Origin of the sequence: Pseudonocardia nigra, assembly GCF_019396355.1 — a bacterium.
Taxonomy (GTDB): Bacteria; Actinomycetota; Actinomycetes; order Mycobacteriales; family Pseudonocardiaceae; genus Pseudonocardia; species Pseudonocardia nigra.
In genome coordinates, this window is record NZ_JAHKRK010000027.1 from 17,389 (window position 1) to 37,794 (window position 20,406).

Here is a 20,406-nt window from a genome sequence, read left to right on the forward strand (position 1 = left end):
TCGTTGACGAGTATGTACTGGCGCGATCATGTCATGACGTACTGAGGAGCGATAGCGCCTATCGCTCCAGCCGGACGGTGGCGATCTCCCACGGCCGCAGCGGTAGGGCAACGCGGCCGTCGGCCGCATCGAGTACGGCGCCGGGCCGGCCCAGCAGGTCCACCGAGCTCGCCGCGCGGAACGGGCCGTGCAGCACCGCCGTGGTGGGCTCGGGCGTCTGGGCGACGACGCGGGCCTCCAGGGCGTCGCCGCGACGTCGCAGGCTGGTCAGCCGGGCGCCCTCGACGGTGACCCCGCGGTGGCTTCCCAGCGCTCCGCGCGGCGCGGCGAGCCCGGGCACCACGTGCAGGGGGTGCAGGAAGCGCTCGGCCGCACCGACGAGGTCGTCGTCCGCCCAGTCCCCGGCGTGCGGGAGCACGGCGAGGGAGACGGTGGTGGTGCCGATCATCTGGGCCAGCGGTGTGGGGAACTGCCCACCGGCCGGCTCCTCGCGGTAGGGGTGCACGTTGCGGCTCATGAGGCCGGTGCTGCGCAGCACGGTGAGCGCGAGCGCGCCGTCCAGCAGCTCGTACTCGCTCGCCTGCGCGAGCAGCAGTCCGGCGCCGCCCGCGTCGACGAACCCGTGGGCCGGGAAGGTCGGGATCGGGTGCTCCCCGGACGGTCCCCCTTCCGCCGTCGGGCCGCGCTCGACCACCGCGAACTGGCCTTCGGCGTGCGAGACGGTGGCCGGGCGGGCGGTGGGGACGTGCAGCCGGACGCGGTGGTCGGCACTGCGGTTGTCGATCGTGAGGTCGAGGCGGACGAACGGCTCGCCCGCGCGCAGCTCGACCCGCATCGCGACGCGGGCGGGCTCGGTGGCCGCGGAGCGGGCGTCGCGGTCCCAGTCCATCCCCGCGGGCCACGCGTACGCCCGGTCGACGCTGATCGCGGCGCGCAGCGGCCCGCCGTCGGCGGCGCCGATCGCCACCGCCGTGGGGGAGTCGACGAGCGGGTCCGTGCCGGGCGGGCCGTAGTTGTAGGTGTCGCCGCGGTCGCCGCCGTCGACGATCCGCCCGACGCCGTCGAGCCCGGTGCCGTCGGCCGCTGTCACGCGCAGCGTCCCGTCGTCGTGCACGGCGACGGACACGAGGCCGTTGTCGAGCGTCCGGCCGTCGACGCGGACGGGGTGAGGCACCGGCTCGTCGGCTGCATCATCGGCGGGGACCGGCCGCACGGACGCCCAGCCCAACGCGGGCGCGTCCACGAGCCCGGTGAGCACCCGGCTCTCCCGGGCGAGCAGCCGGACCGTCCACGTGCCGGTGTCGGTGACCGCAGCGAACGCAGCCCGCACCGCGTCCACGTCGAAGGGCTCGTCGCCACCGTGACGGGCGAGGTCGAACTCCAGCAGCCGCCGGTCCCCGTCCACCCGCCAACTGGCGATCTCGCTGCCGAACAGTTCGCGCCCGTGGATGCGCGGGAAGAACGTCGGCAGCGCCGCCGCGTCGATCTCCTCCTCGTGCAGCAGCTCCGCCGTGCGGCTCTCCACCTGCGCGGGCAGCCGGCGGCCGTCGGGCAGCTCCAGGGCCACGCCGCTCCAGCCGGCCGGCACCTCGACGTCGAGCGTCACCAGGTCGGTGCGGTCGGCGGGCGTCGGGTTGACCACGACCACCGCGTCGCGAGGCACGGTCCGGGCGAGCCGGCCGACGACCCGGTCGCGCACGGCCTGGCCCAGGTGCTCGGCCTCGGAGATCCGGGCGAACACCTGCACCGCGGTGTCGTCGACCCCGCAGCCGGTCACCGAGTCGTGCCCGGAGGCGTCGACCAGCCGCCACCACGCCATGTCGAGGAACCGGGAAGCGGAGCTTGCGGAGCGCTCATCAGCACCGTGCCACTCGGCCGACCACAGCGCGGCGAACGGCTCGGCATAGCGCTCCACCATCCGCTCCGCGCGGGCCATGGCCTGCTTGAGGTGCGGCCGCACCGAGATCACGCCCGGGAGGATGTTGGCGGCGGCGTGGCTGCGCAGCTCGCCGCGGACCTCGACCAGGCCGGTGGTGCCGGGGTCGCGCCCGGCGATGTGGTCGGCGAGCGTGGTGATCAGCATGCGGACCGGGGCGTCGTCCTCCTCCAGTCCGGCGACGAGCGCGACCAGCGAGCGCACCGGGGCGGAGTGGTCGGTGCGTACATGCCGAGCACCGGCTGGTCGCCGAACCGCGGCCGCAGCGCCGCCTCCAGCGCGGCGGCCCGTTCGGCGAACCGGGCCGGGTCGGCGAAGAGCGACGCGGCGTTGCCGTAGCCGCCCGCGAGGTACTCGACGCGCACCGCGCTGCCGTCCGGCGCGGTCCAGGCGAACGCGTGCCCGTCGACACCCGCCGGGACGCCGCGCCACAGGCACGCGTGCGCGAGACCGGCGCGGGCGAGGATCTGCGGCATCTGCGCGCAGTGCCCGAACTCGTCGGGCAGGTAGCCGACGGGCATGACGCCGCCGAGCGCCTCCGCGCGGGCCCAGCCCAGCTCCAGGTTGCGCACGATGTTCTCGCCGGAGACGAGGAACTCGTCCAGCAGGATCTGCCACGGCCCGACGGCCAGCTGCCCCCGCCGCACGAGCGCGGCGACCCGGTCGCGGTTCTCCGGGCGCACCTCCAGGTAGTCGTCGACGGCGGCCATCTGCCCGTCGAGGGTGAAGTGGAACCGCGGGTCGGACTCGGCCCGGTCGAGCACCTCGTCGAGCAGGTCGACCAGCCGGATTCGGAAGCGCTGGAAGGGCTCGTACCACTCCCGGTCCCAATGGGTGTGCGGGACGAGGTGGATGGTCGGCTCGGTCGTCCGGGTCATGGCTCCGGGGCCCGCCTCTCGACGTGATCACTAGGTCAGGACAAACCTAATGATCAGTCAGAGCCGTGTCGATGGCGCCGTGTCGATGGCGTCGGACGTCAGCTCGTCATCGTCTGCGGCAGCCACAGCACCAGCTGCGGGACGAACGTGAACAGCAGGACCACCACGAGCATCGCCACAACGAACGGGACGACCCCGCGGAACACCTGGTCGGTGGGGTGGCGGGTGGCCCGGGCGACGATGAAGACGTTGAGCCCGAGCGGCGGGGTGACCAGGCCGATCTCGGCGAGCAGCACGACCATCACCCCGAACCACACCGGGTCGTAACCCAGCTGCTCGATCACCGGCAGCACGATCGGCACGGTCAGCGCGAGGATCGCCATCTGATCCATGAACGCCCCGAGCACCAGGTAGACCAGGGCGATCCCGAGGAACACGACCGTGGCGGGCGCGGGGATCGCGGCGACCGCGTCCACCACCGTCTCGGTGATGCGGGTCAGCGTGAGCACGTAGCCGAAGACGTGCGCCGCGGCGATGATCAGCAGGATCATCCCGCTGGAGCCCAGCGCGTCCAGCAGCGCGGCCTTGATCCGGGCCGCGTCGAGCCTGCGCCGCACGAGCCCGATCGCGAGTGCCCCGGCCGCGCCCAGGGCTGCGGCCTCGGTCGGCGTCGCCAGGCTGAGGTAGATGCTGCCCGTGACGAGCGCGAACAGCACCGCCACCGGGCCCACCGTCGTGAGCGTGCGCACCTTCGTCAGCACCGGGTGCCGCTCGCCGCGCGGCGCCAGCTCCGGCCGCAGGCGCACGAGCAGCAGCGTGGTGACGACGAGCGCGACGGTGACGAGCACGCCCGGGAGGAAGCCCGCGATGAGCACCTGGCCCACGCTCTCCTCGGCGAGCACGGCGTAGAAGACCAGGATGATGCTCGGTGGCACCATCGCCGCGAGCGTGCCCACCACCGCCACGAGGCCGCCCGCCAGCCGCGGGTCGTAGCCGCGGCGGGTCATCTCCGGCACCGAGGTGGACGCCAGGGTGGCCGCCGCCGCGGTGCTGGAGCCCGAGATCGCGGCGAAGACCGCGCCCGAGACCGTGGTCGCCACCCCGAGCCCGGCGGGCGTGCGCCCGACCCAGATCCGCGCCGCGTCGAACAGCTCGCCCGCCACCCCGCTGCGCAGCACGAACTGCGCCATCAGGATGAACAGCGGGATCGGCGCGAGCGAGTAGGCCGAGATCGCGGTGTGCGGGGTGGTCTCCATGACCCCGAGCACCAGCTCGGGGCCGCCGTGCAGCAGCAGGCCCACCACCCCGGCGATGCCGATCGCGAAGCCGACCGGGACCCGGACCAGCAGCAGCACCAGTAGCAGGGCGATGACGAACGCCGCGAGCATCAGACGGTCTCCTTCACGGCGTCCGCGGCCGGGTCATCGGCGGTGTCCGGGTCCTCGGGCGGCTCGGTGGGGCGCACGGCCAACGTGTGCAGCAGGCGCACGAGCAGCACGATCCCGCCCAGCGGGACCATCACCGTCGAGGTCCACACCGCCCAGGACAGCTCGGCCCCGCCGGGTGGGGGGACGTCGCCCCCGGCCCACGCCCGGTAGGTGAGGACGATGCCGCCCCAGGTGAGCGCGGCGACGAACAGCAGCGACAGCACCGTGCCGGCCGCGGTGCACCAGCGCTGCGCCGCGGCCGGCAGCGCCCGGTACAGCACGTCGATCCGCACGTGCGCTCCCGCGCGCACCGTGTAGGGCAGGCCGAGGAAGAAGAACCCGATCAGCAGGTAGTCGCTGATGAACCCCAGCCCCCAAGACAACGGTGCGGAGAACACGTAGCGCAGGGCGACCTCGAGCACCATCAGCGCACCCAGCAGGAGCAGCGCGGCCGCGGCGACCGCGGCGAGCGCGTCCTCCACGCGGCGCAGGCCCGCGTCGACCACGTCCCGGGCGGGCGTCATCGCGGGTCCTCCGGCAGCTCCCGCAGCGCGGCGAGCATCGCGTCGAGCACGGCGCGGCCGGGCAGGCCCAGCCGTTCCATGTCGGCCACCCACTGCTCGCGGACCGGTGCGACCGCCTCCTGCCATCGCTGCTGCTCCTCGGGTGTCAGGGTGTGGAACCGCATGCCGCCCGCCGCGAGCTCCTCGCGCGACCCCGCGTTCTCGTCGTCGATCGCGCGGCAGAGGTGCCGGGTGGTGTCCCGGCCGGCCTGGGCGAGCGCCGCCTGCAGGTCGGCGGGCAGCTCGTCCCACGCCTGCGTGCCGATGGAGTAGGTGATCGTGAAGCTGCCGAGCTGCGCGCCCTCCGTGGAGTGCGTCGCGGCCTCGTCGAGCCGGTAGGGCAGCGCGCTCATCGGGCCGAGCACGGTGCCGTCGACCGTCCCGCGGGAGATCGCCTCGTACATCTCGGTCACCGGCATCGCCACCGGGGCCGCACCGAGCATCCGGACCGTGCGGTCGATCGCCCCGCCGGAGGAACGCAGCTGCAGGCCCGCGACGTCCGCCGGCTCGGTCACCGCCCGTCCCCCGCCGGTCATCACCTCGTAGCCGGGGATGACCCCGACCAGCAGGGGACGCAGCCCGTCGGGGGCGAACTCCACCTCGTGCAGCACCCCGCCCTCGGCCAGCAGCGACTCGACGGCCAGCGAGCCGCGGCAGGACGTGCTGCTCATGCCGGGCAGGTCCGCCACCCCGGACAGCGGGAGCTGGGAGGCGACGTAGCCGGGGGAGACCATCGCGACGTCGACCACCCCCGACCGCGCCAGGCTCACGAAGTCCTCCGCGGCCCCGAGCTGCTCGGACGGGAAGTACTCGAACCGCACCCGGCCGCCGGTGAGCTCCCCGACCCGCTCCATGAAGAAGCGGGCGCCCTCCCGGGAGACCGGGTGTGTCGTCGGGAACGAGTCGGCGAGCACGAGCATGACGCCGCCCGGCGGCCCCTCCCGGCCGCCGCCAGCCGCGCACGCCGTGGCCAGCGCGAGGGTGACGGCGCACAGCGCCGCGCCCGCGCGGGCGCGCCATGCGGTGCGGGGACGGGCCATCGTCGGCTCTCCTTCGAACGGACGTCGTCGCGGGTGCTGCTCAGGAGCCCCGGTGCTGCTCAGGTACCCGCGCCCGGTTCGGACGGCAGTGGCGCCAGCGCGATCCCGTCGCGCACGAGCGCGTCGATCTCGGCGGCGTCGTACCCGTGCCGGGTCAGCACCTCGATGGTGTCGGCGCCGTGGTCGGGGGGTGCGGAGCGCACCGAGCCGGGCGTGCGGTCGAGCTTGATCGGGATGCCGACGCCGCGGTAGCCGTCGTGCTCGACCACCATCTCCCGGTGGCGCACCTGCGGGTCCTGCAGTGCGGTGGGGACGTCGTGCACGGCCCCGGCGGGGACGCCGCGCGCGAGCAGCGCGGCCCCGAGCGCCGCGCACTCCCACCGCGCGATCGGGACGGACAGCAGCGCCCGCAGCTCGGCGACCGCGGTCACCCGGTCGGCGTTGCTGCGGAACCGCGGGTCGTCGGCGAGCGCGGGCAGCCCGAGCACCTCGACGAGCGCCCGGAACTGCCGGTCGTTGCCGACCCCGATGAACAGCGGGCCTTCCTGCGCCGCGAACGTCTCGTACGGGGCGACCGTCGAGTGCGCCGACCCGGTGCGGCGCGGCACGGTGCCGTCCGCGAGCCAGGCCGTCGAGTGCGGGTGCAGCAGCGTCACTGCGGTGTCCAGCAGCGCGCAGTCGACGAGCTGGCCGCGGCCGGAGCGCTCCCGCTCGCGCAGCGCGAGGAGCACGCCGCCGAACGCGTGCAGCCCGGTGACGATGTCGGCGATCGGGACCCCGATGCGCAGTGCGGGCCCGTCCGCCTCGCCGTTGACGCTCATCAGCCCGCCGTGGGCCTGCGCCACCGCGTCGTACCCCGGCGCCCCGCCCAGCGGCCCGTCCGTGCCGAACCCGGTGATCCGGCACCGGACCAGCCGGGGGAAGCGCTCGGCGAGCAGCTCGTCGGGGAACCCCCAGCGGGCGAGCGTGCCCGCCTTGAAGTTCTCGATCATGACGTCGGCGTCGGCGAGGAGCCGCTCGAGCACCTCGTGGGCCCGCGGCGAGCGCAGGTCCAGCGCGATCGCCGACTTGTTGCGGTTGATTCCAGTGAAGTACGCGCTGGTGCCGGGGCGCACGAACGGCGGGCCCCAGGCGCGGGTGTCGTCGCCGGCGGGCGCCTCGACCTTGACCACGTTGGCACCGTGGTCGGCGAGCAGTTGGGCGCAGTAGGGGCCGGCGAGCACGCGGGACAGGTCGACGACCCGCAGACCGGCGAGCGCTCCCGTCTCCCCGGCCATCAGTACGACCTCGGCAGGTCGAGCACGTGCTGGGCCACGTAGTTCAACACCATCTCCTGACTGACCGGCGCGAGCCGGAGGATCCGGGCCTCCCGGAAGTAGCGCTCCACGTGGTACTCCCGGGCGTAGCCCATGCCGCCGTGGGTCTGGATGGCCTGGTCGGCGGCCTGGAAGCCGGCGTCGGCGCAGAGCCACTTGGCCATGTTGGCCTCCCGCCCACAGGGCAGTCCGCGGTCGTAGCGCCAGGCCGCCTGGCGGGCCATGAGCTCGGCCGCGTCGAGCCGGGTGACGGCCTCGGCGAGCGGGAACGCCACGCCCTGGTTCTGCCCGATCGGCCGCCCGAAGACCACGCGCTCGCGGGCGTAGCGCGCCGCCCGCCGGATCGCGGCGCGACCGATGCCGAGTGCCTCGTGGGCGAGCAGGATGCGCTCCGGGTTGAGCCCGTCGAGCAGGTAGCGGAAGCCCTCGCCCTCCTCGCCGACGCGGGCCCGCGCCGGCACCCGCAGGTCGTCGAGCAGCACCTCGAAGGAGGCGACGGCGTTGCGGCCCATCTTCGGGATCGGGCGCAGCTGCACGGTCCCGGCGTCGCGCCCGGAGTCGAGGTCGACCAGGAATAGCGACATCCCATCGGTCGGCTTCGCGACCTCGTCGCGGGGGGTGGTGCGGGCGATGAGCACCATCTTCTGCGAGTCGCCCGCCTTGGTGATCCAGACCTTCCGGCCGCGGATCACGTAGTCCGCGTCGTCACCAGCGCCGTCGCGGCGGGCGAACGTGGAGATCCGGGTGGTGTCGGTGCCCGCGTCGGGCTCGGTGACGCCGAAGCAGACGTGCAGCGAGCCGTCCGCGGCGGCGGGCAGGATCTCCCGGCGCAGCTCCTCGCTGCCGTGCTTGACGATCGTGTTCAGCCCGAAGATCGTCAGGTGCATCGCGCTGCACCCGTTCATGCCGGCCCCGGACGCCGCGACCTCCTCCAACAGCAGTGACGCCTCGAGGATCCCGAGGCCCCCGCCGCCGTACTGCTCCGGGATCGCGATGCCGAGCCAGCCGCCCTGGGCGAAGGCGTCGTAGAACTCGCGCGGGAACTCGCCGCGCGCGTCCCGCTCGGCCCAGTACTCGTCGGGGAACCGGGCGGCGAGGTCGCGCACCGCCTTGCGCAGGGTCTGCTGGTCCTCGGTCAGCGCGAAGTCCATCCATCCACCGTCCGTATATACGAATAGCAACGCGTATTTACGCACGCCGAGGGTAGTCGGCGACGCGGCCGAGTCAAGGGCACGCGACTGAGGCCGCTAACCGCGGAGCTCGACGGCGAGCTCCGCGACGACGCCCGGCAGCAGGGCTGCGACCTCGTCCAGCCGCCCGCCCAGCCGCGCGGACGGGCCGGCGACGGCGACGCACCCCACCGCGTGGCCGCCCACGAGCACCGGGGCGGCGGCCGCGCTCACGTCGGGCACCGTCTCCCCGCGGTTGAACGCCACCCCGTCGCGCCGGACCCGATCCAGCTCCGCGCGGACGCGCTCGACGTCGTGCGCGGGCAGGTGCTCGGCGAGGTAGCGGCGCAGGGCCGCGGGGGCGCTGTGGGCGAGGAAGCACTTGCCCGAGCTGGTCGGGTAGAGGGGGCGGCGGGTGCGCAGCGGCGCCGAGTACCGGATCAGCTGCGACGACTCCGCCACGTCGGTGTAGACCACCGAGTCGCCGACCCGGGTGCACCACATGACGGTCTCGTCGAACGCCGCGCGCAGCCGCTGGATCCGCGGCCGCACCACCTCGAGCGCCGTCGTGGCCGGCGGGGCCAGCAACGCCGACACGGCGGGCCCGAGCCGGTAGGTGCCCTCCTGCTCGCGGAGGTAGCCGTCCGCGACCAGGCCCTTGACGAGCCCGAACACCGACGACTTCGGCGCGTCGAGCAGCTCGGCGAGCGCACCCAGCCGCACGCCGTCGCGCTGGCGGGCGACGGCCTCCAGGATCGAGGTCACCCGGCGGACGGTCCGGTGCTCCTTCGGCGCCGAGCCGGTCACAGCTGTTCCTTCCGCGGGCACGCCGCGACTCTAGAGCGCGGGGCGCCGGTCGGAAGCGGGCGACTTGCACGCGGATTCCCGGCGACTCGCGGAACTTCCGCGAGTCGCCACACCTCGACACGCGAGTCGCCCGTTCTGGACGGGTGAGTCGCCCGTCGCCTACCCGGACGGGCCGAACCGCTCGACCCGAATGGACTCGACCGGCACGCCGACCTCCTCCAGGGCGGCGGTGGCGGCGTCGGCGAAACCCGGCGACCCGCAGACGAAGACGTCCTCGCCGCCGCGGACGAACGGGGCGAGGTCGGCCGCGGCGAGGCGCCCGACCGCGCGGCCCGCCCCGGGCGGGGCCTGGCGGGTGTAGACGACGAGCGTCTCGGGGCCGGGCAGCTCGTCGGCGTAGTACAGGTCGGCGGGGGAGCGGGCGGACACGACGAGGCGGACGAGGTCGGGCCGGCCGGTGCGGCGGGCGTGGCGCAGCATCGCCATCAGCGGCACCACGCCCGATCCGCCGCCGACGAGCAGCGCGGAGCTCGTGCCGTCCCACGCGAAGAAGCCGCCGATCGGGCCGCGCACCTCCAGCTCGTCGCCGGGGACGACCACCTCGTGCAGGAACTCCGACACCTCGCCGTCGGCGAGCCGCTCGACGGTCAGCTCGATCTCACCCGTCTCCTCCGGGGCGGAGGCCACCGAGTACGAGCGGGTCGCGGAGTAGCCGTCGGGCGCGGTGAGGCGCAGCGCGTAGTACTGGCCGGGCAGGTGCGGGCGCGGCTCGGGCAGCGCGAGGCGGAACGTGCGCGCGGTCGGCGTCTCGTCGCGCACGGCCAGCACGCGCGCGGTCTGCCAGCGCAGGGTCCTGCGGTGGGTGGCGCCGCCGGGGGTCAGGGTCATCGGTCTCGGTCTTCGCTTCGCAGCGTCGCTCAGTCGCCCTGGTAGCGCTGCTCGGCCCACGGGTCCCCCCGGTCGTGGTAGCCGTTGCGTTCCCAGAACCCCTGCTCGTCGTGGTCGAGCAGGCGCAGCCCCGACACCCACTTCGCGCTCTTCCAGAAGTACAGGTGTGGCACGAGCAAACGGGCCGGGGCGCCGTGCTCGGTGGTGAGCGGCTTGCCGTCGGCGTTCCAGACGACCCACGCCTTCCCGCCGGTGACGTCGGCCAACGGCAGGTTCGTGGTGTAGCCGGTGTGCGAGACGGCCACCACGTGCGTGGCGCTCGGCAGCGGGCCCGCGGCCGCGAGCAGGGTGTCGACCGACACGCCGTCGAAGGTCATCCCGAGCTTCGACCACGTCGTGACGCAGTGGATGTCGCCCTCGTACCGGGACGGGGGCAGGGCGTGGATCTCGTCCCAGGTCCAGGTCACCTCGCGCTCGACGAGGCCCTCCACGGTGAACGTCCAGCGGTCGGTGGGGATCCGGGGAGTCGCCTCGGCGTGCAGCACGGGCCACTCGTCACGGGCGTCGTACTGGCCGGGCGGCAGCCGCGGGTCGCGGTCGCGGCCCCGCCCGACGAAGCCTCGGGTGATGGGGGACATGATCTCGTGAAGGTCGCGCCGGCGCCTTTCATTCCCGCCGCGTCGGACGCCGGGCGCCGAGCCAGCCGAGCGCGGCGGCGATCGCGTCCTCGGCGAGCGCCCCCGGCCGGTCCGATCCGAGCCGGCGCTCCGCGGCGGCGCGCAGCCGGACGCCCAGCACCGAGGTTGCGGCGGCACCGGCGACGCCCACCAGCGCGGGGAGCCCGGGATCGTGCCCGTCGCGCCGGGCGACGGCGGCGGCGGACGTCGCGCCCAGCGCCACACGCGGCAGCACCGCGGGTGGACTCAGCCTGCTCGGCGTGGCCGGGTGCTTGTCGACGGCCACCTCGCCCGCCGCCGCGAGGCCGGTGAGCGCCTTACCCGGGCCCGTGCCCAGCCGGGAGGCCACGGGCCCCCGGTCGTCGCGGTCGGAGGTGAACGCGACGGCCGTGATTCCCGCCGTGCCGCGCGACCCGGTGGCCGCCCCGAGCGCCGCCGCCCGCAGCAGCATCGCCGGGCTGGTGGCGGGCACCGGTTCCCGGCTCTCGGCTACCCGGGACACCGCGACGAGCGTGGCGTGGGTCGCGCAGCCGTAGACCAGGTGCGGGACGGCGTCGGCGAGCCAGTCGGTCGCGCTCCAGCGGCGCGGATCGGCGATCCGCAGGGCGGCGAGCGGGCCGTTCGTGGCCGCCATCGCCGCCATGCCGAGCAGCGGTCCGCCGACCGTGGTGGGCAGCCGGACGCCGCCGGCCCGCAGCAGCCCGGCGACGCCGCCGATCGCGACACCGGTGAGCGCCCCCGACAGCGTCCCGAGCGCGGACAGGCGCCGTCGGCGTTCCCGACGCCCGCCCGGCACGTCCACCCCGGTCGCGTCGGCGAGCGCCGCCACCATGCGCTGCGGGGTGTCGCTCTCCTCGCGGGCGCGCACGGCGATGTCGAGATACGTGGTGGCGTTCAGGGCCGTCGTGCCGGCGGCCCCGGCCGCCGCACCGCGCACCAGGCCACTCCAGATCGAGCTCACGCGGGGCCCGTACCCCGAAGGGCCCTACGGCGAACCCGCGCGATCGAGGGAAACCAGCAGGCGGTCGAGGAACTCGACCTGACCGCGCACCAGTTTGCGCCGAGCGGTGCCGACGTCGAACCAGGCGGCGCGGTCGATCTCCGGGAACGCCTGCATCCTGCCCGAGCGCGGCGGCCATTCCAGCTCGAACGTGCCGGGCGTGATGTGGTCGGCGTCGAAGTCCGCGCCAGGCCCGAGGCCGAGGGCGAACACCGTGATCAGCTTGCCGCCGCGCTGCCGGACGGTGCCCAGCTCATGCAGCGGCCCCGGGGGCGGCGGCGAGCCCAGCTCCTCGGTGAACTCCCGCGCAGCCGCCAGGCGCGGGTCCTCGTCGGCGTCGTGCTCGCCCTTCGGGATCGACCACGCCCCGTCGTCCTTGCGCGCCCAGTAGGGCCCGCCCATGTGCCCGAGCAGCACCTCCGGATCGCCGGTGCCGCCCGGGCCGGGGCAGTGCAGCAGCAGGCCGGCGCTCAGTCGCGCTGCGCGTCCCGCCACGACACCCACTCCTTGACCAGGCCGAGGTCGTAGTCGGGACCGCCGACCCCGATGGTGAACAGGGACGCCCCGGCGGCGACGAGGCCGTCGGCGACCTCGCCGGGGGAGGCGCTGACGCCGATCGACCGCTCGATCTCCGCCGGGTCACGACCCACGTCGGCGCAGTGCCCGTCGAGAATTCCGCTCTTGCGCGTGAACGTGTCGACGTTGCCGAAGCTGTGCCAGATGGTGGCGTGCTCGGCGGTGTACCGAAGGGTCTTCTTCTCGCCCCCGCCGCCGATCAGGACGGGGATGTCGCGGGTCGGCGCCGGGTTGAGCTTCTCCCAGCGGTTCCGGATCCGCGGGAGGGCCTGCGCGAGGTCGGCCAGGCGGGAGCCCGCGGTGCCGAAGTCGTAGCCGTACTCGTCGTAGTCGCGCTCGAACCACCCGGCGCCGATACCGAGGATGAGCCGGCCGCCCGAGATGTGGTCGACGGTGCGGGCCATGTCGGCCAGCAGCTCGGGGTTGCGGTAGCTGTTGCAGGTGACGAGCGCGCCGATCTCGACGCGGCTGGTGGCCTCGGCCCAGGCGCCGAGCATCGTCCAGCACTCGAAGTGCTCGCCGTCGGGCTCGCCGTAGAGCGGGAAGAAGTGGTCCCAGTTGAACACGACGTCCACGCCGGCGTCCTCGGCCGCGGCCACCGCCTCGCGGATCTGCGCGTAGTCGGCGTGCTGGGGCTGGATCTGGACACCGATCCGAATGGGGTGGGTCATGTCCCCGATCCTGGCAGCCGGCGGCTCGGCGTGCTCACCGGTCCGCACCGGCAGGCTCAGGCCCGTGGCTCAGGCCGGGCCGACAGGGCCGCCCAGCAGGTCCGCGACGGCCCCCGCGTCGACCGCGGGGGCGAAGTACCACCCCTGCCCGGTGTCGCAGCCGAGCTTGCGCAGCCGCTCGAGCTGCACCGCGGTCTCCACGACCTCGGCGGTGACCGACAGGCCGAGCGTGTGCGCGAGCTCGATGAGCAGGGCCAGCACCTCGTGGTCGACCTCGTCCGACCCTCCGGCACCGTCGCGGCCGGCCCCGCCGGTCATGAACGGGCCGGCCAGCTTGAGGGCGTGGACGGGCAGGGAGCGCAGGTAGGCCAGGTTCGAGTAGCCGGTGCCGAAGTCGTCGATGGCGATCCGGATGCCCATGTCGGCGAGCGCGTGCAGTGCGTCGAGCGGCTCGCCGGTGGTGCCCATCAGGTCGCTCTCGGTGAGCTCCAGCTGGAGCGCCTCGGCCGGCCACCCGGTCTCGGCGAGCACCTGGGCGACGTCGTCGACGATCCCGGGCTCGCGCACCTGGCGGGCCGCCAGGTTCACGCTGACGAACAGGTCGGCGTCGGGGTGCTCCGCCCGCCACCGCACGGCCTGCCGGCAGGCCTCGGCGAGCACCCAGCGCCCCAGCGGGACGATCAGCCCGGTCTCCTCGGCCACCGGGATGAACCGGTCGGGCCCGAGCCGTTGGCCGTCGGGCAGCTGCCAGCGGACCAGCGCCTCCACTCCGACCAGCCGCTGGTCGGTGAGCCGCACCAGCGGCTGGTAGTCGACGACGAACTCGCCGCCCTCGAGCGCCTCCGGCATCCGTGCCGACAGCGCGTAGCGCCCCACGTCGGCGCGGTGGCGTTCGGCGTCGAAGAGCGCGATCCGGTTGCGGCCGTCCTTCTTCGCCCAGTACAGCGTGGTGTCGGCGGCCTTCATCAGCTCCGCGGAGCCCGCCCCGCCGTCGTCGCGCTCCACCACGCCGACGCTGGCGGACACGACGACGCGGTGGGCGCCGAGCCGCATCGGCGTGCCGACGGCCTCGAGCGCGGTGCGCGCCACCCGGTGCAGCTCGTCGCGGCCCACCGCGTGGTCGGCGCCCCCCTCGACGAGCACGACGAACTCGTCGCCGCCCATGCGTGCGACCAGGTGGCCGGCCGGGCCCAGCTCGCCGGTGAGTCGCCGGGCCACGGTCTGCAGGAGCCGGTCGCCGACGTCGTGGCCGAGCGTGTCGTTGACGGCCTTGAACCCGTCGAGGTCGAGATAGCAGACGCCGAGGTGGTTGCCGTCGGCGGCGAGGGCCGCGTCGAGCCGCTCGAAGAACACCGTGCGGTTGGGCAGCCCGGTGAGCGGGTCGTGCTGGGCCTGGTGCCGCAGCGAGGTCTCCAGCCGGTGGCGCTCGGTGACGTCCGCGATCATCCCGACGATGTAGCGCGGGTGGCGGTCCTGGCCGCGCACGAGCGACAGGACGAGGTCGACCCAGATCCGGCTGCCGTCGGTGCGCGGGTAGGCGCGCTCGAGCCTGGTGTGGTCGAGGGCCCCGGCCTGCATCCGTTGCACCAGGGTCCACAGCTCGGCGTCGGGCCGGATGTAGGGCGCGATCGGCTGTCCGTCGAGCTCGGCGGGGGAGATGCCGAACATCTCCCCGAGCGCGCGGTTGACCTCGACGATGCAGCCGTCGGCGCCGAGGATCGCGATGCCGATCGCGGCGTCGGCGAAGATCGCCTCGAAGCGGGCCTCGCTGGTCCAGCGCGCCTGCTCGGCCGCCGCACGCGCCGCGAACGCGGCGCTGCTGACGCGCTCCTGCTCGGTGCGGGTGCGCTCCTGCATGGCACGGGCGTATCCCGCCGCCACGGCGCCCTGCAGCGCCGCCAGCCGCCGGGGCTCGATGTCGGCCAGGTGCTCGCCGAGCACCGCGAGGGTCTGCTCGAGCGACACCGGGTCGGTGAAGTGAGCGGCCACCAGCCACGCGCCGACGGACTCCGCGCCCCCGCGGTCGACCGGCTCGGCGCTGACGGCCGCCAGCACGACGGCCGCCCGCTCGACCAGATGCGCCAGCAGCGCGGTGCGCTCCATCGGTACGAAACTGCGGCCCTGCACCGCGTGCAGCCAGGAGCGCCCGAGCGCGTCCGCGCTCGGCAGGGTCGGGGCGGGGAAGCTCGACCCGGGGGAGGTCGATCCGTCCACGATGCCCCCGCTCGGACTCCGGCCGTCCGCGACGCGGACGATCTCTGCGGCGGCAGCGTACCGCCCCCCGGCGGCGCACGCGGGAGTTGATCACGGCGGTCGGGACGCGGTGTCCGGTACCCCGTTCCGGAGGTCAGGACGGGGTGCCGGGGCCGGTCTGCTTGCGCCGCCCGCCGCGCTGCATGTCCCCGGTGGTGATCCGCCGGCCCGGGTCGATGAGCCGCTTCCACTTGGCCTGCGCGGCCTGGCGGCTGCTGAGCTGGGCCTGGACCGCGTCGGCGACCTGGGCCCAGGTGAGCCCGTCGGCGCGGAGCCTGCGGATCAGGTCGCGCTCGTAGTAGTCGGCGAGCCTGCGCATCTCGTGGACCATCGCGTACCAGGCGGCGGCCGCGTCCCGGGTGACGCCGCCGTCCTTCGACTGCTCCTTGAACCAGTCGAGCTGGCGGGTGATCGACCAGTCGGGGCCGCGGGCCACCACGGGGTCGACCCGTTCCATCCAGCGCTTGGCCTGCTCGTAGTCCATCTGTCGTTGATACATTGACGCCAGCTGATCGTCAACGGTTCGACGACGGCGCGGCGCGCCCGGGGGCCCGGCGCCTGCGGGGGAGGTGGGGTCAGCCGGCGCTCGGCAGCGGCGCCGCGGCCAGCGCGTCGCGCATCAGGCCCACGGCGGTGCGCAGGGCGGCGAGCGGCCGCAGAAGCAGTGTGGCCTCGGCGAGGAGGCCGTCGGCGTCGATCCGCTGGATCAGCACGCCGTCCACGGCCTGGTCACCGACCCGGCCGGTGAACTCGGTGGCGCTGCGCCCCCCGTCGAGGAAGCCGTGGCCCTCCCGCACGTCGTGCACGCAGCGGGCGATCGTCGCCAGCAGGTGGGCCACGTCGGCGCGTCCGGTGTAATCGGCGACCGGACTGTGGAAGACGACGTCGGCGCTGAGCAGTCGCTCCACCGCGGCCGGGCTGTCGGCGGCGAGCACATCGGACACGGCGAACCCCACGGGCGCCACGCTACCGTCCGCCGAGCGGCTCCACCCCGGTCACCCACACCACCGGCGCCCCCTCCTCGTCCGACCCCGCGAGGTCGACCTCGGCCGTGATCGCCCAGTCCCGGTCGCCCGCCGGGTCGTCGAGAACCTGGCGCACGAGCCAGCGCTCCGGCTCCTCGGTGATGGTGATGAACTGGGGGCCGCGCGCGTCCGGGCCGGTTCCGATATCGGTGTGGTCGGCGAAGTAGGGCTCGAGAGCCTCCCGCCAGGCCTCCGCGCCCCAGCCGGCGTCGGAGTCCAGCTCGCCGAGCAGGTCGAAGCGGCGCAGGGCGGCCAGCTCGACGCGGCGGAACATCGCGTTGCGCACCAGCACCCGGAACGCGCGCACGTTGCGGGTGACGCCCGCCGGGCCCTCGTCCAGCGACGGCGGCTCGGGCTCCTCGCCGGTCCCGGCGCCCGCGGCGAGCGCCTCCCACTCGTCGAGCAGGCTGGAGTCGACCTGGCGCACCAGCTCGCCCAGCCACTCCTCGACGTCGGTGAGCTCCTCGGTCTTCGCCTCGTCCGGCACGGTCTGGCGCAGCGCCCGGTAGGTGTCGGCGAGATAGCGCAGCACCAGGCCCTCGGAGCGGGCCAGCTGGTAGTGCGAGACGTACTCGACGAACGTCATCGACTTCTCGAACATGTCCCGGGCCACCGACTTCGGCGCGAGGTGCGCGTCCTCGACCCACGGGGAGCCGCGCCGGTAGGTCTCCAGGGCGGCGTGCAGCAGCTCGTCGAGCGGCTTCGGGTAGGTGACGTCCTCGAGCAGCGCCATCCGCTCCTCGTACTCGATGCCCTCGGCCTTCATCGCCGCGACGGCCTCGCCGCGCGCCTTGTTCTGCTGCGCGTAGAGGACGGGGCGGGGGTCGTCGAGGGTCGCCTCGATCACCGACAGGACGTCCATCGGGTACCCGGGCAACTCGCGGTCCAGCAGCTCGATCGCGGCCAGCGCGAACGGCGAGAGCGGTTGGTTGAGCGCGAAGTCCAGCTGCAGGTCGCCGACGACCCGCACGCGGCGGCCCTCCGCGTCCGGCTCCGGGAGCTCCTCGACGACGCCCGCGGCGCGCAGCGCCCGGTAGATCGCGATGGCGCGCAGGATGTGCTTGCGCTGGCGCGACCGCGGCTCGTGGTTGTCCTCCAGCAGGTGCCGCATCGCGGCGAACGCACTCGGCGGAGCGTCAGCGGAGCCGACATCGACTCGGCCCGGGCGGGAGATCACGTTGAGCAGCATCGCGTGGGTGACGGCGAAGTGGCTGGTGAGCGGCTCGGGCTGGGCGTTCTGCAGCTTCTCGAAGCTCGTCTGCGACCATCCGACGAAGCCCTCGGGTGGCTGCTTGCGCACCACCCGGCGGCGCTTCTTGGGGTCGTCGCCCGCCCTGGCGAGCAGCCGCGCGTTCTCCACCTCGTGGTCGGGGGCCTCGGCCACCACCGTGCCGACGGTGTCGTAGCCTGCGCGCCCGGCCCGCCCGGCGATCTGGTGGAACTCGCGCGCCTTGAGCGGCCGGGTGCGCTGGCCGTCGTACTTGGAGAGCGCGGTGAACAGCACGGTGCGGATCGGCACGTTGATCCCGACGCCGAGCGTGTCGGTGCCGCAGATGACCCGCAGCAGCCCGGCCTGGGCGAGGGTCTCCACCAGCCGCCGGTAGCGGGGCAGCATCCCCGCGTGGTGCACCCCGATGCCGTGGCGCACCAGGCGGGACAGGGTCTTGCCGAACCCGGCGGTGAACCGGAACTTCCCGATCAGGTCGGCGATCGCCTGCTTGTCGTCCTTGGAGGTGACGTTGACGCTCATCAGCGCCTGCGCCCGCTCGACCGCCGACTGCTGGGTGAAGTGCACGACGTAGACCGGCGCCTCGTGGGTCTGCAGCAGCTCGGAGATCGTCTCGTGCAGCGGGGTGAGCACGTAGCGGTAGTGCAGCGGCACCGGCCGCTCGACCGAGGTGATCACGGCGGTGTCGCGGCCGGTGCGGCGGGTGAGGTCCTCGCGGAAGAACGAGACGTCGCCGAGGGTGGCGCTCATCAGCAGGAACTGCGCCTGCGGCAGCTCGACCAGCGGCACCTGCCACGCCCAGCCGCGGTCCGGGTCGGCGTAGAAGTGGAACTCGTCCATCACCACGGAGCCGACGTCGGCGTGCGGCCCGGAGCGCAGCGCGATGTTGGCGAGGATCTCCGCGGTGCAGCAGATGATCGGCGCCTTCTCGTTCACCGCGGCGTCGCCGGTGAGCATCCCGACGTTGTCGGCGCCGAACACCTCGATCAGCGCGAAGAACTTCTCGCTGACCAGCGCCTTGATCGGCGCCGTGTAGAAGGTGCGCTGTCCACGCACCATCGCGGCCGCGTGCGCCGCCACCGCCACCAGTGACTTCCCGGAGCCGGTGGGCGTGGAGAGGATGACGTTGGAACCCGTGACCAGCTCCAGCAGCGCCTCCTCCTGCGCCGGGTAGAGCGACAGGCCCTGCTCCTCGAAGGCCCAGTCGGCGAACGCCTCCACGAGGGCGTCGGGGTCGTCGGGCGTCGGGGGCAGCCGGTCGGTGAGCGTCATGATGCCCCCGATGGTCCCCCACGGCCCGTACGGAGCCGTCGCGGGATGCCGGCAAGGTGGCAATACTGCCACTGGACGGCAGCAAGGCCACCTTGCTGCCACTGCCCGGGCAGCGGCGGACGCAGCGCACCCCGCCAGCTACCGTGAGTGCCGTGACCGGGAGGGCGACCGCGAGCGGGCTGCCCGATCTCGTGCCCCCGATGCTGCCGGCCGCAGGCTCCGGCGACCCGCCCACCGGCGCCGACTGGGTCGTCGAGGTGGCCTGGACCGGGCACCGGTGCATCGCGTACGTCCAGCCGGGCCGGCGGGTGCGGCTGCTGTCGGGCGCCGCCAACTCGATGAGCGCCGCCTACCCCGAGCTGGCCGAGCCGCTGCTGCGGCGCTGCCCGCCGGGCGGGATGGTCCTCGACGGCACGCTCGTGGCGCGCGGGGAGGAGCACGCCGTGCGGCCGCGGTTGCTCAAGCGCCGCAGCGGCCTGCACCGCCCGTCGGACGACACGATCCGGCGCATCCCCGTGGACTTCCAGGTGGCCGACCTGCTGTGGCTCGACGGGCACAGCGCCATGGACCTGCCCTACGCCGACCGCCGCACGCTGCTGGACGGGCTGGGGTTCGCGAGCCCGCCGGTGTGGACGACGTCGCCGCTGCCCGCCAGCGAGCTCGACGCGCTGCTCGACATCGCCGAGCAGAAGGGCGCCGACGGCCTGCACGCCCGGCACCTGCGCGCCCGCTACCGGCCCGGAGGCCGCTCGCGGTTCTGGTTGCGGCTGCCGCTGAAGCGGACCCGGCAGGTGCTGGTGGGCGGGTGGACGGCTGCCCAGCGGCAGGGGAGCCGGGCAACGGTGGGCACGCTGCTGCTCGGAGCGCCCGTGGACGGGCGGCTGCACTACGTCGGGCGGGTCGGCGTGTCGTTGGAGGAGGGCCGTCTGCTCGCCGCGGAGCTGGCCGGCCGGGAGCCCGCGGCGCCGCCGTTCGGGGACGGGGTGCCGGCGGACGCCGCGCGCGATGCGCACTGGGTCGAGCCGGACCTGGCCGGGCTGGTCGAGTTCACCGGCTGGATCGGCGGCGGACGGATGCGGCGGCCGCACTGGCGCGGTGCGCTGGAGCCCGGCGCCGTCCGGGCGGACCGGTGGGCGCACCCGCCCGCCCCGGCGCCCGTGGTGGAGCCGCCGGCGCAACCGGCGGTGGCCGAGCCACCCGCCGTCGAGGCCCGCCGGCTGGAGCAGCACTTCGTCTACAACACGCTGAACACCATCGCGTCGCTCATCCGCACCGACCCCTCGCGAGCCCGTGAGCTGCTCATCGGGTTCGCCGACCTCTCCCGGGCCGCCGATCAGGCGGGCACCAGCACCCTGGGGCGCGAGCTCGCCGCCGTCGCCGACTACCTGCGGCTCGAGCAGGCGCGCTTCGGCGCCCGCCTGCAGGTGGTCGTGGACGTCGAACCGGCCCTGCACCCCACCCCGGTCGCGCCGCTGCAGGTGCTCGCGGTCGTGCGCGAGGCCGTGCAGCGCGGCATCGAGCCTCGTCCCGACGGAGGACTACTCACCGTGCGCGCACGGTCGGTCGCGGGGGGATGCGTGGTGGAGGTGACCGCGGGGGAGGAGCGGCCGACGGAGATCCCGCTCCCGGCCGCCACCGGGAGTTCTGCCCGGTAGTTCCCCCGGACGCGCCGGTCGCCGG

Annotated in this window: 18 protein-coding genes; 1 reads left to right on the forward strand and 17 read right to left on the reverse strand. The window is 74.4% G+C overall.

Annotated features, from left to right (window positions below; translation table 11 throughout):
- Positions 1-58 precede the first annotated feature (58 nt).
- The 17 genes from KME75_RS09840 to KME75_RS09920 all read right to left on the reverse strand — a co-directional run bounded on the left by KME75_RS09840 (position 59) and on the right by KME75_RS09920 (position 18,726).
- Complete coding sequence (locus tag KME75_RS09840) at positions 59-2,140, reverse strand: alpha-mannosidase (protein WP_219414276.1); 2,082 nt, start codon at positions 2,138-2,140, stop codon at positions 59-61.
- Entirely contained in the window at positions 2,077-2,814 is a 738-nt protein-coding gene (locus KME75_RS09845; protein ID WP_219414277.1) for a glycoside hydrolase family 38 N-terminal domain-containing protein, read from the reverse strand. The genes KME75_RS09840 and KME75_RS09845 overlap by 64 nt, the downstream gene beginning before the upstream one ends.
- 98 nt (positions 2,815-2,912) lie before the next feature.
- On the reverse strand, positions 2,913-4,202 hold the full coding sequence (locus KME75_RS09850) for a TRAP transporter large permease (RefSeq protein ID WP_219414278.1): 1,290 nt from the start codon (positions 4,200-4,202) through the stop codon (positions 2,913-2,915).
- On the reverse strand, positions 4,202-4,765 hold the full coding sequence (locus KME75_RS09855) for a TRAP transporter small permease (protein ID WP_219414279.1): 564 nt from the start codon (positions 4,763-4,765) through the stop codon (positions 4,202-4,204). Before KME75_RS09855 ends, KME75_RS09850 begins: the two co-directional genes overlap by 1 nt.
- A complete protein-coding gene (locus tag KME75_RS09860) occupies positions 4,762-5,844 on the reverse strand; it encodes a TRAP transporter substrate-binding protein (protein ID WP_219414280.1) in 1,083 nt (360 codons plus the stop codon). Before KME75_RS09860 ends, KME75_RS09855 begins: the two co-directional genes overlap by 4 nt.
- A gap of 59 nt (positions 5,845-5,903) precedes the next feature.
- Entirely contained in the window at positions 5,904-7,121 is a 1,218-nt protein-coding gene (locus KME75_RS09865) for a CaiB/BaiF CoA transferase family protein (RefSeq protein WP_219414281.1), read from the reverse strand.
- The gene (locus KME75_RS09870; RefSeq protein WP_219414282.1) at positions 7,121-8,311 is read right to left on the reverse strand and encodes an acyl-CoA dehydrogenase family protein; all 1,191 of its coding nucleotides are present in this window, start codon (positions 8,309-8,311) and stop codon (positions 7,121-7,123) included. The genes KME75_RS09865 and KME75_RS09870 overlap by 1 nt, the downstream gene beginning before the upstream one ends.
- A 96-nt stretch (positions 8,312-8,407) precedes the next feature.
- Complete coding sequence (locus KME75_RS45750) at positions 8,408-9,136, reverse strand: IclR family transcriptional regulator (protein WP_219414283.1); 729 nt, start codon at positions 9,134-9,136, stop codon at positions 8,408-8,410.
- Between the two features lie 159 nt (positions 9,137-9,295).
- On the reverse strand, positions 9,296-10,024 hold the full coding sequence (locus KME75_RS09880; RefSeq protein ID WP_219414284.1) for a ferredoxin reductase: 729 nt from the start codon (positions 10,022-10,024) through the stop codon (positions 9,296-9,298).
- A 29-nt stretch (positions 10,025-10,053) separates the two neighbouring features.
- The gene (locus KME75_RS09885; protein ID WP_219414285.1) at positions 10,054-10,662 is read right to left on the reverse strand and encodes a sulfite oxidase-like oxidoreductase; all 609 of its coding nucleotides are present in this window, start codon (positions 10,660-10,662) and stop codon (positions 10,054-10,056) included.
- Between the two features lie 28 nt (positions 10,663-10,690).
- A complete protein-coding gene (locus KME75_RS09890) occupies positions 10,691-11,662 on the reverse strand; it encodes a hypothetical protein (protein WP_219414286.1) in 972 nt (323 codons plus the stop codon).
- A 24-nt stretch (positions 11,663-11,686) separates the two neighbouring features.
- Positions 11,687-12,196: an NUDIX hydrolase gene (locus tag KME75_RS09895; RefSeq protein ID WP_308282671.1), complete on the reverse strand. Its 510-nt coding sequence runs from the start codon at positions 12,194-12,196 to the stop codon at positions 11,687-11,689.
- Entirely contained in the window at positions 12,172-12,948 is a 777-nt protein-coding gene (locus tag KME75_RS09900; RefSeq protein WP_219414287.1) for an LLM class F420-dependent oxidoreductase, read from the reverse strand. Before KME75_RS09900 ends, KME75_RS09895 begins: the two co-directional genes overlap by 25 nt.
- Positions 12,949-13,017: 69 nt before the next feature.
- Positions 13,018-15,162 (reverse strand): putative bifunctional diguanylate cyclase/phosphodiesterase, encoded by a 2,145-nt coding sequence (locus KME75_RS09905; RefSeq protein WP_308282672.1) that lies wholly within the window; start codon positions 15,160-15,162, stop codon positions 13,018-13,020.
- 133 nt (positions 15,163-15,295) lie between these two features.
- Complete coding sequence (locus KME75_RS09910; RefSeq protein ID WP_219414288.1) at positions 15,296-15,685, reverse strand: hypothetical protein; 390 nt, start codon at positions 15,683-15,685, stop codon at positions 15,296-15,298.
- Positions 15,686-15,776: 91 nt separating this feature from the next.
- Complete coding sequence (locus KME75_RS09915) at positions 15,777-16,157, reverse strand: nuclear transport factor 2 family protein (protein WP_219414289.1); 381 nt, start codon at positions 16,155-16,157, stop codon at positions 15,777-15,779.
- A 10-nt stretch (positions 16,158-16,167) separates the two neighbouring features.
- Positions 16,168-18,726 carry a DEAD/DEAH box helicase gene (locus KME75_RS09920; protein WP_219414290.1) on the reverse strand — a complete coding sequence of 853 codons (2,559 nt, stop codon included), beginning with the start codon at positions 18,724-18,726 and terminating at the stop codon, positions 16,168-16,170.
- Positions 18,727-18,878: 152 nt separating this feature from the next.
- Here KME75_RS09920 and KME75_RS09925 point away from each other — a divergent pair, with 152 nt between their 5' ends.
- The gene (locus KME75_RS09925) at positions 18,879-20,381 is read left to right on the forward strand and encodes an ATP-dependent DNA ligase (RefSeq protein ID WP_219414291.1); all 1,503 of its coding nucleotides are present in this window, start codon (positions 18,879-18,881) and stop codon (positions 20,379-20,381) included.
- Positions 20,382-20,406: the final 25 nt, after the last annotated feature.